Below are 14,988 nucleotides of genomic sequence, written 5' to 3' on the forward strand. Positions count from 1 at the left end.
GCAGATGTGTTGGCCTGCGCTGTTCGTGTCGGTCACGGAGGAGTCGCCCGTCCCTTGGTTTACAGGTCGTCGCAGAGTAGGCGACCATGAGCCGACGAGCTGTCGCGAATCCGACCCACCTGACCATCTCGGCGGTCGAGCAGGTCAACCACGGTAAGGGGTGAAGTAGCATGCGGCGGTGATCCGCTCATGAGACCGACGATCGCCGCCGACACCCTGCGCCGGACCCTCACGCAGTACCTGACGACCACCTTCGGCCTGACCGAGGAGGGCGTACGCCAGGGCTTGGAGGGTTTCCTCTCCCACCCGGAGCAGGGCATCTTCCGTGGCCCGTACCTGCGGATCCGCACCCCCTTCCGACCGGCGGCGGGGGACTGGCGGGCGTGCCTGGACTGGGCGCCTGCTGACTTCACCCCCTACCTGCACCAGGCGAAAGCCTTCACCCGGCTGTCGACCAAGGGAAAGGCGGCCGAGCCGACGCTGGTCACCACCGGCACCGGCTCCGGCAAGACCGAGTCGTTCCTGATCCCGGTGCTCGACCACTGCCGGCGGCAGCGGCAGCAGGGGAAGCCCGGCATCAAGGCGATCCTGCTGTACCCGATGAACGCCCTCGCCACCGACCAGACGCAGCGCATCAACGAGCTGCTCGCCGACCCGGCGCTGGCCGGGGTCACCGCCGGCCTCTACATCGGCGATGTCGCCGCCATCGAGTACCCGCACGTGTTCACCAAGCGGTCGGAGATGCGCCGCACCCCGCCGGACATCCTGATCACCAACTACAAGATGCTGGACCTGCTGCTCCAGCGCGCCGACGACCTCCCGCTGTGGGAGGGCGCCGAGCCGGCGTACGTGGTGCTGGACGAGTTCCACACCTACGACGGCGCGCAGGGCACGGACGTGGCGATGCTGCTGCGCCGGCTCGCCGCCGCACTCGGCCTCGAGCAGCCGGACCGGCCGCTCGGGCCGATCTGCCCGGTCGCCACCTCCGCCACCCTGGGTGAGGGCGGTGGCCGGGACGGCCGGACGGCGATCCGTGAGGTCGCCGAGCAGGTCTTCGGCGTCCCCTTCGACGCCGCGTCGCTGGTGGGGGAGGACCGGTACGAACCGGGCGAGTTCATCACCCGCCAGGACTTCAGCCTGCCGCTGCCCAGCCCCGAGCAGCTCGCCGCCCTCGACGACCGCAACTCCGAGCGGATGATGGCCGAGGTCGCCGAGCTGGTGGTCGGCGAGCCCTGCGTCGACGACCCCACCCGGCTCGGCGAGCTGCTGCGCCAGCACCCGCTGACCAAGGCGGTGCTCGACTCGCTGCAAGCCCGGCCGGGCACGCTCGACGAGATCATCGACGTGCTGCCCCGCAAGAACGCCACCGGCTGGGGCAGCGCCATGAAGACGCGCCCCGAGGTCACCGCGAAAGCGCTTGCTCGCTTCGTCGGCCTGCTGTCCATGGCGCAGAATCCGGATGCGCCGGGTCGCCCGCTGCTCAACATCGAGACCCACCTGTGGGTACGCGCCGTCTCCCGGTTGCTGCGCGGCACCTCCCACGAGCCCGCCTTCGGCTGGTACGGGGAAGCACCGCGGGAGCCGGACCCGTTCGCGCCCGACGCGGACGTGGTGGTGGCCGACAACCGCTACCCCCGGCTGCCCGCCATCTACTGCCGGCACTGCGGCCGCTCCGGCTGGATGGCGCTGTCGCCGGAGAAGGACCCGCAGGAGCTGGAGACCGACCCGGACAAGATCTACCGGGCCAGCGTCGGCCGGGACAAGCGCCGGGTCCGCGCGCTGGTCGCCGCCACCGAGGACGAGATCCGCCAACGTCCTGCTGGGCTACTGGTTCTGGAGTACGGCCGCCGGGTACGCCCATTCGACCCACAGCGGGATCGGGAACCAAGCGACGACGCAGTCGTCGTGCTCGGCGACCTGTCCGCGATCGACGCGGCGGAGAAGGATCGCTGCCCCTCCTGCCAGATGGACCATGGCATCCGCTTCCTCGGTGCCGGCCTGGCCACCCTCGCCTCGGTGGCGATCACGCAGCTCTTCACCGGTGGCGAGCTGGACGAGCGCGAGAAGAAGACGCTGCTCTTCAACGACTCCGTGCAAGACGCCGCACACCGGGCCGGGTTCGTCGCCAACCGGTCGTACGCCTTCTCGCTGCGCTCGTTGCTCGCCGACCAGCTCGCGCCCGGCGAGCCCGTCGGGCTCGACGATCTGGTGGCGAAGATGGTCAAGGAGGCGGCGCAGCCGGAGATCCTCTCCACCGTCGTCCCGCCGGACCTGCACGACCAGCCGGGCGTCGACAAACTGCTCGCCGGTGAACACACCGGCAGCCGGGAGACCTGGTCCCTGATCAGCGAGCGGCTCGTCTTCGCCACCGTGATGGAGACCGGGCTGCGCTCCCGGCAGGGCCGCACCCTGGAGCTGACCCGCAGCATCGCCGTCGAGGTCGCCCTCGACGACGCGGCGAAGGCCGCCGCGATCTGCCGGGACGTGCACCTCACCGGCCTGGGCCAGCTCGGCGCCACGCCGCCGGACCAGGCGCGCTACCTCGCCTTTCTCCGCGGCCTGCTCGAACGGCTGCGGACCCGAGGCGCGGTCTACCACGAGTGGCTGGTGCCGTACCTGAGGCGTGGCGGCACCCGGTGGCAGGTCTGGGGCGGCCGCCCGGCCGGCATGCCCGCCTTCCCGAAGGGGGTTTCGGCGCCGGCGTTCCTGCTGGCGACGTCCAAGTCCCGCTCCGAGTTCGACGCGCTCAACGCGCGCGGCAACTGGTACCAGGACTGGACCTCGCGGTGCCTCGGCATGGAGCTCGGCGATGCGGGCACCTACCTGGCCCGGTTGCTGCCCGCCCTGGCCGCCGCCGGCATCGTCGCCGCCGGCGACACCGAGGACGGCAACACGGTGTACGGGCTGATGCCCGGCCACCTGCGGGTCACCCGGCTCGACGACGCGCAGGCCGTACGCGCGGGAGTCGGCTGCGACACCTGCCACTGGCAGCAGACCGAACACCCCGACCGGGTGGCCGACTGGGTCGACCAGCCGTGCCGGCAGTACCGCTGCCGGGGCTGGCTCCAGGCTGCCCACGACGACACCGCCCCGGACGACTACTACCGGCGGCTCTACCTGGAGAGTTCCGTCTTCCGGGTCGTCACCGGCGAGCACACCGGCATGCTGACCCGTGCCCAGCGGGAGACGGTGGAGAAGGAGTTCCGCGAAGGGCAGCGGTACACCGACCCGAATGTGCTGTCCTGCACGCCCACCCTGGAGATGGGTATCGACATCGGGGCCCTCTCCGCGGTCGTGCTGGCGTCCCTCCCGCACGGGCCGGCCAACTACGTGCAGCGGGCCGGTCGTGCCGGCCGTAAGAGCGGCAACGCCCTCGTGCTCACCCTGGTCGGCCGCAGCGAGCGGGACCGCTACTACCTGACCGAGCCGCGCGACATGATCGCCGGGCAGATCGTGCCACCCGGCTGTTTCCTCTCCGCCGTGGAGATCCTGCGCCGGCAGTACCTGGCGCACCTGATCGACCTGGCCGCCCGCGGCCGGTTGCCCGGAGTGCTGCCGATGCCCCGGCGGGCGCACATGCTCTTCGGTCCGAGCGGCTGGCTCACCCACCTCGCCGAAGCCGGCCGCCGCGACGGCGCCCGCCTGGTCGAGGACTTCCTGGCGCTCTTCGGGGACAAGGTCCTGCGGACCGCCGCCGACCAGCTACGCGAGTTCGCGATCGACGGCATTGTCCACCGGGTCAAGGAGGCCGACGAGGCCTGGGAGGAGCGGCTCGCCGATCTGCGACGCCGGCTCCAGGAGATCGCGACCGCCCGCGGCACGCTCGTGCAGAGCGACCCGGACCACGCCCGCGAGATCAGGATGCTCAAGGCGGAGGAGGGCGCGGTCCGCCGCCGCCTGCGGGAGGTGAGCGCCGCCGCCGCGCACGGCACCCTGGTCGAGTTCGGGCTGCTGCCGAACTACGCGCTCATCGACAGCCGCACCGACCTGGAAGCCACGCTGACCTGGGAGGAGCAGACCGACGGCGATCGCCGGTTCCACAGCGAGCTGCGCGAGTACGGCCGACCGGCCCGCCCGGCGCTGGTCGAGATCGCACCCGGCAACAGCTACTACGTCCGCGGCTACAAGCACGAGATCTCGGGGCTCGACGTCGGCCCGCCCGACCGCCCTGCGTACGAGCAGTGGCGGGTCTGTGCTCAGTGCGGCTACGTACGTACGCACCTGGCCAAGGAGGACACCAGCGCCTGCCCGCGCTGCGGGGACCGGGGCATCGCCGACCACGGGCGGCTCTTCCAGGTGCTCCGGCCGACCCGCGTCTACAGCCGCGACAAGCGCGACGACGCCCGGATCCGGGACGACAGCGACGACCGCGACCGCCGCTTCTACGCCACCACGGTCGCGGTCGACATCGACCCGGCCAAGGTCGAGTCGTCCTGGCGGCACGCCCGCGACACCTTCGGCGTCGACTACAGCCGGCACGCCATGATCCGCCACTTCAACCTCGGTGCCCAGCGCTACGACCGGACCGCCGAGCTCTTCGCCGGCGAAGAGGTGCGGATCAACCGGTTCCACACCTGCACCTCCTGCGGTGGCACCACGGTGGACGGTCTCCCGGCGGCCAGCCAGCATCTCGCCGCGCAAGCCTCCGGGGCGACCGTCATGCAGGGCGCCGAGCACCACCTGCCCTGGTGCCCGTACCGGCGCTCGGCGGCGGCACCCGACACCCACGTGGACCTGATCCTGGCCCACCAGTTGGAGACCGAGGCGCTGCGCATCCTCATCCCGGCGGCGACCGCGATGGTGCAGGAGCGGCTGCTGTCCTTCGCCGCCGCGATCCAGCTCGGCATCGCGGCCCAGTACGGCGGCGAGCCGGCCCACTTGCAGGCCGTCCCGGCCACGATGCCCGACGGGCAGAGCGACGGGACCCGCAACTTTGTGGTCGTCTACGACACCCAACCGCAGGGGACAGGCTATCTTCACCGCCTCGCCAAGCCGGAGGAGTTCCGTGCCGTCCTGGAGCTGGCCCGGCAGCGCATCGCCGACTGCGACTGCCGGCACGAGGCGAAGCCGGTGTGCCACCGGTGCCTGCTGCGCTACGCCCGCAACGAGCACTTCGCGCTGATGAGCCGCAACGAGGCGCTGAGCATGCTCGACAAACTCCTCGACGCCTGGGACGTCGAGGAGGGCACCCGCACCGATGAGATCTCGCTGATCCATCAGGTGGAGAGCGAGCTGGAGCTGCAGTTTCTGACCAAGCTGCTGAAGCTCGGCGAGACGCCGGGCTCCGCGCTGCGCATCGACCGGCGCCGCGACCACGACGGCGCCAGGATCGCCGACCTGCGGTTCGTCAGAAACGGCGGGCAGAGCGTCACGCACTGGCAGATGAAGCTGCAGAACACGGTCAAGGGCACCCGGCCGGACGTGCACTTCAAGCGCCTGGACGCACCCTCGCCAGAGGTGGCGGTCTACCTCGACGGGTTCAAGTACCACGCGACGCCGCAGTACAACCGGCTGGCCGACGACGCCGAGAAGCGGGCCCGGCTGCGCGCCCACGGCTACCTGGTCTTCGCCGCCACCTGGGAGGACGTCAAGACCTGGGGGAACGTGGAAGGGCAGGGGCGGTGGACGCCGTACGGCGGCGTCTGCAAGCAGGCTGCCCGGGAGAGCTACCGGAAGTTTCTCCCCGGCGCAGATCCGGACGAGCTCGAGGAGACCATCTGGGTCAACCCAATCGAGCAGCTGATGCGCTTCCTTGCCGATCCGGACCTGACGCGCTGGCAGCGGCGAGCGGAAGCGAGCCTTGCCGGCCTGCTGAGGCAGGCCCGTGACAACAGCCCCACCGACTCCGCCGGCGTCGGGGATCGACTGCTCGCCTCGCTGCGCGGCGAACCGCTGCCCGTGCCCTCCGCGCAACGCCACATCATCGTGGGTCGTGCTCACGACAACGCCGACTGCGTGGTGACGGTGATCGTCGACGGCCGCAGCAAGCCCTTGCCGACGTGGTCGGCGCTTACCGTCCTCGACGACCTCCCGGCCGCGGTGGCGGGCGAGGGGCACAAGGAACGCTGGGCCGCCTGGCTTGCCTGGGGCAACGTCATCCAGTTCCTCAGCAACGGCGGCGGAGACGCCGGCCAGCTCGCGGTCTCCACCCTCGACGTCTTCGATCCGGCCTCCATGGCGGTCACCGAAGGCACCGGGCTGGTCCTCGCTCAGCGTGCGCTGCCACTGGACGAGGAGACTGCCACCTGGCTCGGTGTTGCGCCACAGCCGACGCCGACCGGATCGGCGCCGGTCGACGAGGAGTCGCCGTGGCGGGACGTCCTGCGGTACGTGGACCCGGACGAGGGCACTCTGGAGGCGCTCGTACAGCAGCTCGCGCGGCAGAACCTGCCCACGCCGGTCGTCGGCTACGAGCTCGGCGACCAGGGTTGGCAGGCCGAGCTGGCCTGGCCCGAGCACCGGATCGCGATCGTGCTCACCGGCCCGTCCGACGATCCGGAGATCGAGGACCGCGACCGCGCGTACGCCGAGGCGGGCTGGCACGCGCGCACCGCCCGTGAGTGGTCGGTTGAGGAGTTGGCAGCACAGCTTGCGGCGAATGGGGGAGACAGCTGATGAGCACTGGGGCGACGCTGCGGATGCTGGACCGGGCCGACAAGGAGGTCATGAAGCTCACCCGCGCCGACATCGGCGCGGTCTACGAGTTCATGCACAAGTTCCGGCACAACCCGGAGAACCCCGGGCTCAACCTCAAGTCGCTCAACGGCGACTCCCGGCTGATGTCCGCCCGCGTCAACAAGGACTTTCGGGCGCTGCTCCTGCACATCGCCGACCGCGACTATCTGCTCGTGGCGGTCAAGCACCGTGGCGAGGTGTACGACGACCTGTCGCGGTACGCGTACCGGATCAACCGGGTCACCGGCGGCATCGAGGTCGTCGACCTGGCGCCGGTCGGCGACAGCATCGTCGGACGCCTCGTGCCGCCGGACGCCGAGCCGGAGCCCGCACAGAAGCCGCTCTTCGACGCGTACACCGACTCGCAGCTGCTGGAACTGGGCGTTTCCGAGCCGCTGCTGCCGCAGATCCGCGAACTCACCACCGAGACCGAGCTGCTCGAACTGCTCGACCGGGCACCCCAGCTCACCACAGATGTGCTCTTTGCGCTCTTCGACGGCACTCCCTACGACGAGGTGCTCAAGCAGGTCACCGACCCGGTGCGCGCCGAGGAGCCGGTCGACCCGGAGGACTTCGAGGCGGCGGTGGAACGCCCGGCCACGCAGGTCACCTCGGACGACGAGGCGCTGCAGGCGGTCATCGGCGAGGCCTTCGAGCGGTGGCAGATCTTCCTGCACCCGACTCAGCGCAAGCTGGTCGAGAAGAAGTACAACGGCCCCGCCCGGGTCGGCGGCGGGCCCGGCACCGGCAAGACGATCGTCGCGCTGCACCGAGTCGCGCACCTCGCCCGGCAGTTGCCGCCCGGCACGGACAAGCCCATCCTGCTCACCACCTTCAACCGCAACCTCGCCGCCGACCTGCGCACCCGGCTGCTGGCCCTCGGCGGGCAGGAACTGGTGGCTCGCGTCGACATCATCAACATCGACCGGCTGGCCAGTCGGGTGGTGACCGAGGCGAAGGCAGGCGGGAGCCGGCGGGTCGTCGACGACAACCAGGTCGCCGACCTGTGGAGCGAATTCCTGGTCGAGACCGGCGAGTCCGGGTGGGACGCCGAGTTCCTCGCCGCCGAGTGGACCCAGGTGATCCTCGGCCAGGTGCTCAACTCGCGGAACGAGTACTTCAAGGCCCGCCGCCCCAACCGGGGCCGCAGCCTGACCCGGGCCGAGCGGGACCAGATCTGGCAGCTGACCGAACGCTTCACCACCTGGCTAGAAGCTCGGGGTGTCTGGACCTGGCGCCAGGTCGCCCAGCGGGCAGCGCGCCTGGAGATGGACCGTGCGGCCGCCGGTGGCGAGTCCTCGGGTGGCTTCTACCGGCCGCGCTACCGGCACGTCGTGGTCGACGAGGCACAGGACCTCAGCGCCGCTCACTGGAAGATGCTGCGGGCCATGGTCGCCCCCGGCCCCGACGACATGTTCCTCACCGGCGACACCCACCAGCGCATCTACGACAACCACGTCACGCTGAGCAGCCTCGGCATCAACATCCGCGGCCGCTCGTCCAGACTCACCCTGAGCTACCGCACGACCCGCCAGATCCTGGCCGACGCCCTCCAGATCATGACCGGCGAAGTGTACGACGACCTGGACGGCGGCGAGGAGGACCTGGCCGGCTACCGCTCGCTGCTGCGGGGAGCCCAGCCGGTGTTCCGGGGCGCCCCGACCTGGTCGCAGGAGCGGGATCTGATCGCGGAGCAGCTGCGGTTCTGGGGTAGCCCGACCGACGGATCGGTGGCGATCTGCGTGCCCACCAGGGAGTTCGCTGCGGACGTCATCAGCCGCTTGGAGGCTGATGGGGTGCCGGCAGTGGAGATCGGGCCCGACGGCCCGAAGCAGCCCGACGGCGTCCACGTCGGCACCATGCACCGGTTCAAGGGTCTCGAATACCAGCGCATGATCATCGCCGGGGTCAGTGACGGTCTCGTGCCCCGGCAGATGATCAACCGGTACCGGGATACCGACCCGAAGCGTTACCAGCGTGAGCGCCAGCGGGACAGGTCCCTGCTGTTCGTCGCCGCCACCCGCCCTCGCGACGAGTTGGCGGTGTTCTGGAGCGGCACGCCGAGCCCGTTCCTCACCAGTCGACTGGTACAGCGACAGCTACCGTGAGCACCGGCCCCGGTGCAGCGGGGCCGGCTCGATTGCCTTTGGGAGGCGAGCGTGCAGGCGGGGGACCGCATCGGGGGTCGGTACGAGCTGACCTACCCGATTGGGCGCGGCGGGATGGGCCAGGTCTGGGCCGGCTTCGACGCGCGGCTCGATCGCCCCGTGGCGATCAAGTTTCTCCGGCAGATGGAGGTGCCGGAGGACGAACGCGAGGTCGCGGTAAAGCGGTTCCGGCGCGAGGCGAGAGCCACCGCCCGTCTCGAGCACCCGGGCGTACCCGCCGTCCACGACCTCGGCGAGCACGGCGAGGACCTCTACCTCGTCATGCAGCTCATCCGGGGGATCGTCCTCGCCGACCATATCGCCGAGCAGGAGCAACTATCCGTGGGTGAGGCGGCCGCCATCGGTGCGCAGATCTGCTCCGTGCTCGCCGCTGCACACGCAGCATCGCTTGTGCACCGCGATTTGAAGCCCCAGAACATCATGGTCACTCCGGTAGGGACGGTGAAGATTCTGGACTTCGGCGTTGCCGCCCTGCTCGGTCCGGCCGAGACGTCGCGCCTCACCGCCACCGGCCGGACCCTCGGCACTCCCGCCTACGTAGCTCCCGAACAGACCATCGGTGGCCCGGTCGGACCTGCCACCGACCTCTACGCCCTGGGTTGCGTCTTGTTCGAGATGCTTGCCGGGAAGCCGCCATACGAGGCCGGGAACGCGCCCGACATGCTGCGCCAACACCTTCACTCGCCGATCCCGATCGTTACCGAGTATCGCTCAGATGTGTCCGACGACTTGGCGCATCTCCTGTTCTGCCTCCTCGCCAAGGAGCCCGCGGAGCGGCCGGCGTCAGCCCTTGAAGTCGAGAAGATCCTGACAGCCTTCGCTGACGACAGCACCACGCCCGGGACTGTGTCGGCTTCCCCCCCGAGTGCTCTTCCGGCAGCCGGCAACCTGCCCCCTCAGAGGTCTCTGCGTGAGTTGAGCGAGTTGCGTGCGCAGGCGCATGAACTGGCCGAGCACGAACGGTTCGTCCAGGCGGCTGACGTGTTGGAGCGCGCCCTCTGCGCGGTGCCCACCGGCGAGCCACTCGCTACCGAGATCGTCGGTCTGCGAATGGACATCGCAAATCTATACCTACTCGCCGGGGAGTACCGCCGCGCACACCACGCGTTTGAAGCGCTGGCGAGCGAGCTGGATCAGACGGCTGTTGAACAGGATCTCGCAAGCCAGTGCCGCCAGCAGGCGGCGGCCTGCTTGTCCGAGGTGGGTGAGTCGGGCGAGACGGCAACTGTCGGTGAGTCGGGCGCTCCGCGACGAGCTGAGTAGACGAAACCGCCAGCCTGGCTCACCGGTACGTGCGCCGAATCCTTCCTCACGCTGTATTTCTCGGTATCCGGATACTCATTCATTCCATGGTGCAACACCTCGGGACCTGCTCCTGTAACTCTCATTCGATTCTGCAAGGAAACTCTCTGCGCTTCTGCCGAATCGCGGGTTGAACCGTTGCGCGTCCACTGCGGACTATCACAGGATGACCGCAGCGCGGCAACGGCGGTCCCCCGGACGGCCGCCGCGCTTCCCCGATCGCACCGTGTCTAAGCAGCCCGGCAGCCGTACCGCTATCGAGCTGCGGTATTCGGGCGGGGTGGGTCCGCCCGTGCGGGGAGGGCGGGTGGACCCGCCCCATCCACGACCAGGAAGGCAGGTAGAGATGAGCGTCCGCAACCAGAGGCCGTTCCCGGAGGGCGGTGGGACGACGTACCGCTCCCGCGCGTACCCCGGTCTGCTGCCGTGGCAGGTGCGTGAGCGCCGTTTCCCGCCCGCGCGGCTCGGACGCCGCGGCCTCAACCCCGACGAGGTGTACGCCTTCCTCGACCGGGTCGCCGTCGACATGGCCGCCGTCTACGACGCGCTCGCGCAGAGCCGGCGGGAGACTCTGCGGATCAAGGTCGCGCTGCGCCGCTGGCAGTCGGAGCAGGCCGAGGGCGGCCGCCGGTGACGGGGCGGTTCGTGATCCACCTGCCCGTTGTCGCCGCCGACCTGCCGGCCGCGCAGCGTCTGGCCCGGGTGGTCGGCCGGTGGATCACCGTGCTGCCGATGATGGACCCGGGGGAGATGACCGTCTCCGAGGAGGACAAGCAGTTCCTCCGGCACCGGGTCTTCTGCGATGTGCGGATGGCCGGCGGGCGGCGCTGTGTGCTCCGCGACGGCCACGACGGCGAGTGTTCCCGCCGCCTGCGCCGTTGACGCAGTTAGACGATTCGTCGTCTCCGGTTCAAGCGGGCCGACGACATCGCCGCTCTCCTGCTGACCCCGAACTGACGCTGCGCCAACGGAAGGGCTGCCTGCATGGCTGATCGACCGCCGTATCTGGTCGAGCGAAACCCGGGATACTCAATGCCGCCTTGGGCCGGCGACAGGATTCCGCCGGCAAGGCGAGCTCCGCTGCGCCGGCCGGAGCGGGTGGGTCAGAACTCGCCGCGGAGTCGGGCCAGGCCGCAGGTCAGCAGGATGCCGAGGATGACCAGCCCGACCCTGATCCAGGGCACGTCCTTGCCCGGCCGCACGCCGATGGAGAATGCCACGCCCAGTTGCGCGGCGAGGACGAGACAGATGATGACGCTCAGCACCCGGAAGCCGGTGCCCTGCAACGACCACCAGGCGACCGTGCCGTACACGGCCGGGATGGCCAGCAGCAGGCTCAGCCCGATCAACGGCCCGGCGAGTTTCCACCGCAGCAGAGCGTTCATTGCCGTCCCTTCTCCGCGGTGCATCCTGAGATCTGAATCCCGCTCAGCCCGTGACACCGCCGCTGGGAGGGCGTCACGACCGGCGGATCAGCTCCAATGCCTGAAGCGCGATCTGGACGGATGCCGGCGTGAACTGTGCGGCCTGCTCGTCGCTCACCTGGCCTGGCGCGGTCAACTGAACCTCCATGATCACGTTCGCGTCCAAGACCTCGACCGTTCCCGAGAGCTGCTCGTACCGGACCGCATCCGCGACGATCTCGGAGCCGCCCTGGAATGGTTCTGCGGTACCTGTCGGAGCGGCGCGCTCGAACACGGTTCGGGCGTCGCCCGGGCTGTCGAAGGTCTGCACCCGCACGAAGACGAACCCACCCGCGTACCCATCCCCGCCGAAGTATCCCTGACTGCAGCGGAAGTTCGGGCCCCGGTCATCGTCCGCTGGCGGAATGGGCATCGCCTCGCGGAAGGCAGGGTTGGCGAGCGTGTAGTCGATGCGGTCGCAGAGGTCAGCCGGCACGGTGCGAATCGGGCTGGGTGACGACACGGCCGTCGGCTGCTCGCTGCCGGCACACCCGCTGAGCAGCAGGGCGGGCAGCATGGCGCTCGCAGCCGCGGTCTGTGCCGCTCGGGTACGCATGATCGTCACGGCGGGGAAGTTTGCCAGCTCCGGTGGCCGCCGGTAAAGCCTTACTCGGCGAGCGAGCCCAGGTTGGAGCCGTCGAGCAGGTTGATGAGGTCGTCGTCGCGGGTCACCTCGTAGCCACTCTCACGCAGCTCCGCGACCAGGTCACTCTCGCGGTCGAGGGAAATCTCGAGGTACTCGCCGTTGTGCACCGTGTACACGACTTTGCCGTACTGGTCCTGCAGGTCCTCCGGCAGCACGTCGAACGCCCGCGTCGTGACCATCGGGGGCCAGTACCCCTCCACGACTGCGCCCACCTCGGTGATCTTGAAAGGCTTGTCGTCGGCGTAGTCGTCGTCGTCCGGCTCGTAGCACTCGGGGCCGGCGGGGTTGTCCAGGTGCGTCATCTGGACCTGCCGGGCCTGGCCCCACGTACGCGCGGCGGCGAGCGCCCTGATCTCCGCGCCCTCCTCGGTCGCGGTGTCGGCGTCGGCGAAGGCGAGGCAGTCGTGATGGGTGGCGTGGCCGTAGACCAGGCGCCGGGTGGTCGGGTGGTGCGTCGTCATGGCGCACATCCTGCCTCAGGGCTACGACTCCGGACGAGGAACCAACGACTGGGAAGCCGGCTGCGCCTCGGCGTGAACCAAGCAGGTTCTCCGACTGGGGCCTCGACTACGGCCCCGGGATCATCGACGGCTACGAGGAGCCACCGTACGACGGGCCGGATCCCCGGTAGGAACGCTCATGCGGCGAGCACGAACTGGTGCTTCGCGTTCACGGCTGCGAGGTGCAGCAGCCGGTTGCCGAGGGCGATCCCCCGAGCCGACAGCAGCTTGTCCGCGTCCGCGTCGAGGGCGATCGCCCTGCCGCCCATGCTGGTCGAGCGGACCGGCGCCGCGGTGAGCCGCTGCACGAACGCGCGCGCTCGGCGCCCGGGAGTGGGCTGCGGCGGCGCCAGGCGCGCGTCCAGGGCCGCCGCCGACAGTAGCGAGTCCCACTGCTCGACCAGCGTCTGCGGGTCGTCGAAGACCTCCAGCAGCACCGGGTGACCGGCCGCACCGATGAGCACGCCACGCTGCCCGTACAGCGGACGGGTCGTGCTGAGGATCGCCGCCAACTCCGCCGCCTGGCGGTTCTGCAGGTCCACCAGGGACGCAGTCGGCGAGGTGCCCAGATCGCGCTCGTAGCGACCCACCCGCCGCCACACGTCGCTCTGGTCGACCTCCGTCCCGCGGCCGGGGGTCTCCGCGCGCAGGCCGTGCAACGCACCGCGTACGGCGAGCGGCGCGCGGTGTCGGGCCAGGTGTTGGATCTTGCCGCCCGCCCAGCGGTTCTGTTCGACGCAGGCGACCTGCACGTCCCGCTGTCCCTGGGCGTCGACCAGCACGCTGCGCGTCACCACCCGGTGCTGCCATCCACCGTCGAGCAGCGCGCCTTCCAGCAGCAGCAGGGGAGTGCCGCCCGGGTTGCTGACCCGCAACGTCCCGACCACCGGGGTCGGCAGTTCGTCGATCCGGGCGTCCGCCGGCAGGGAGGTGCGGCAGGCGGCCGGCGCGATCGGGGCATCCGTCCACACCGGGAAGACGGTGAGTGGTCCGGCCTGGGTAGGGGCGCCCAGGTGCAGGGCGGGAAGAGCAGTCATCGAAGCCTCCTTTTGGTACTTATCTCGTTCGGCGCGGTAAAGCTAACAGGAGTTTTCGTGGTAGGCAAGATAAGGTGGTGGCGTGAAGACCGACGCTCAATCCGCATGGCGCGACAGCCAGGGCCGCCGGCTCGTCGACTACCCTCGTCCGTCGCTCGCGGTGGACGTCGCGCTGATGACGGTGACACCGCACACCGGCCAGCTCGCGGCCCTACTGGTACGGCGGGACGAGCCCCTGGCCGGCAGCCGTTGGGCGCTGCCCGGCACCTTCGTGCACGAACGGGAGCGGCTGGCCCACGCCGTGCTGCGGCTGCTGCACGACAAGTGCGGCATCTCCGGGCTCGCCCCTCGACAGCTGCACGTCTTCGACGACCCCGACCGGGACCCCCGGGGGTGGGTCATCTCGGTCGCGCACGCCGACACCGTTCCGTACGACCGGATCAGTCGGCAGGTCGAGGAGCGGCCCGATCTCCACCTCGCGCCCGTCGCCCCGCCGGGCGGCCACCGCCCGCCACTGCCCGAGGGCCAGGCCACGCTGCCCGCCGACCATGAGGTGATCCTCGCCCGGGCCGTGGACGACCTGCGGGCCCGCTACCGCGACGCGGCCGATCCGGACCGGCTGCTGAACGAGCACTTCACCATCCGCCAACTGCAGCAGATCCACGACGCCGTCGACGGCCGGGCCAGCCACAAGGACGCCTTCCGCCGATTCGTCGACGACAAGATCGAGGGCACCGAGCACGTCGATCGGAGTGGGCCGGGACGACCGGCTCAGCTCTTCCGCCGCCGAGCGACCGATGTCGTCGTCCCGGCCGCGACCCGGGCCGGGGACACGGCGTACACGGCTGACGACCTCCTGGCTGCCGTCGCCGAGTACGCCCGCACCGTCGGCCGGGTCACCATTCAGGGCTACGCCTCGTGGGCCCGGTCCACCGGTCGTCCCAGCGAAGCGCTGATCCGCCGACGGCTCTCCGCCGAGCTGGGGGGCTGGTCCGGCATCGTCCGGGCGGCGACCGCCGAGCGGTCGTGACCGCTGGGCACCTCGCCGGCAGCCGCCAGCCGCCGCGGTACATGGCGCGTCCGACGTAGACCACGTCGGCGTACGCCGGGTCGTCGCGGTGGCCCTTCAGGTTGACGACGGTGGTTGCCATGGCTCGGCTCCTCAGCTGCGGACCGCCCGCTGCGATCGGCGCCGGA

General features: G+C 70.3%; 10 protein-coding genes. 6 read left to right on the forward strand and 4 right to left on the reverse strand.

Going from position 1 to position 14,988, the window contains the following annotated elements; translation table 11 throughout:
- Positions 1-189 precede the first annotated feature (189 nt).
- The 5 genes from AB0873_RS19870 (at position 190) to AB0873_RS19890 (ending at position 11,027) form a co-directional block, all read left to right on the forward strand.
- Entirely contained in the window at positions 190-6,615 is a 6,426-nt protein-coding gene (locus AB0873_RS19870) for a DEAD/DEAH box helicase (RefSeq protein WP_366601156.1), read from the forward strand.
- Positions 6,615-8,783 carry a UvrD-helicase domain-containing protein gene (locus AB0873_RS19875; protein ID WP_366601158.1) on the forward strand — a complete coding sequence of 723 codons (2,169 nt, stop codon included), beginning with the start codon at positions 6,615-6,617 and terminating at the stop codon, positions 8,781-8,783. The genes AB0873_RS19870 and AB0873_RS19875 overlap by 1 nt, the downstream gene beginning before the upstream one ends.
- Positions 8,784-8,834: 51 nt before the next feature.
- Positions 8,835-10,106 (forward strand): protein kinase, encoded by a 1,272-nt coding sequence (locus AB0873_RS19880; protein ID WP_366601159.1) that lies wholly within the window; start codon positions 8,835-8,837, stop codon positions 10,104-10,106.
- Between the two features lie 385 nt (positions 10,107-10,491).
- Entirely contained in the window at positions 10,492-10,779 is a 288-nt protein-coding gene (locus AB0873_RS19885) for a DivIVA domain-containing protein (RefSeq protein ID WP_366601161.1), read from the forward strand.
- Positions 10,776-11,027 (forward strand): hypothetical protein, encoded by a 252-nt coding sequence (locus tag AB0873_RS19890; protein WP_366601162.1) that lies wholly within the window; start codon positions 10,776-10,778, stop codon positions 11,025-11,027. Before AB0873_RS19885 ends, AB0873_RS19890 begins: the two co-directional genes overlap by 4 nt.
- Before the next feature lie 221 nt (positions 11,028-11,248).
- Here the strand turns inward: AB0873_RS19890 and AB0873_RS19895 are convergent, their stop codons facing one another.
- The 4 genes from AB0873_RS19895 to AB0873_RS19910 all read right to left on the reverse strand — a co-directional run bounded on the left by AB0873_RS19895 (position 11,249) and on the right by AB0873_RS19910 (position 13,791).
- Entirely contained in the window at positions 11,249-11,530 is a 282-nt protein-coding gene (locus AB0873_RS19895; RefSeq protein WP_366601164.1) for a hypothetical protein, read from the reverse strand.
- A 73-nt stretch (positions 11,531-11,603) separates the two neighbouring features.
- Positions 11,604-12,173: a hypothetical protein gene (locus tag AB0873_RS19900; RefSeq protein ID WP_366601166.1), complete on the reverse strand. Its 570-nt coding sequence runs from the start codon at positions 12,171-12,173 to the stop codon at positions 11,604-11,606.
- 41 nt (positions 12,174-12,214) lie between these two features.
- Positions 12,215-12,715 carry a hypothetical protein gene (locus AB0873_RS19905; RefSeq protein WP_366601167.1) on the reverse strand — a complete coding sequence of 167 codons (501 nt, stop codon included), beginning with the start codon at positions 12,713-12,715 and terminating at the stop codon, positions 12,215-12,217.
- Positions 12,716-12,891: 176 nt separating this feature from the next.
- Positions 12,892-13,791, reverse strand: coding sequence for a DUF6569 family protein (locus AB0873_RS19910; RefSeq protein WP_366601169.1), 900 nt, complete (start codon positions 13,789-13,791; stop codon positions 12,892-12,894).
- An 82-nt stretch (positions 13,792-13,873) separates the two neighbouring features.
- Here AB0873_RS19910 and AB0873_RS19915 point away from each other — a divergent pair, with 82 nt between their 5' ends.
- Positions 13,874-14,821: an NUDIX domain-containing protein gene (locus AB0873_RS19915; RefSeq protein WP_366601171.1), complete on the forward strand. Its 948-nt coding sequence runs from the start codon at positions 13,874-13,876 to the stop codon at positions 14,819-14,821.
- Positions 14,822-14,988 lie beyond the last annotated feature (167 nt).

Origin of the sequence: Micromonospora sp. NPDC047707 (assembly GCF_040704235.1) — a bacterium.
Taxonomy (GTDB): domain Bacteria; phylum Actinomycetota; class Actinomycetes; order Mycobacteriales; family Micromonosporaceae; genus Micromonospora.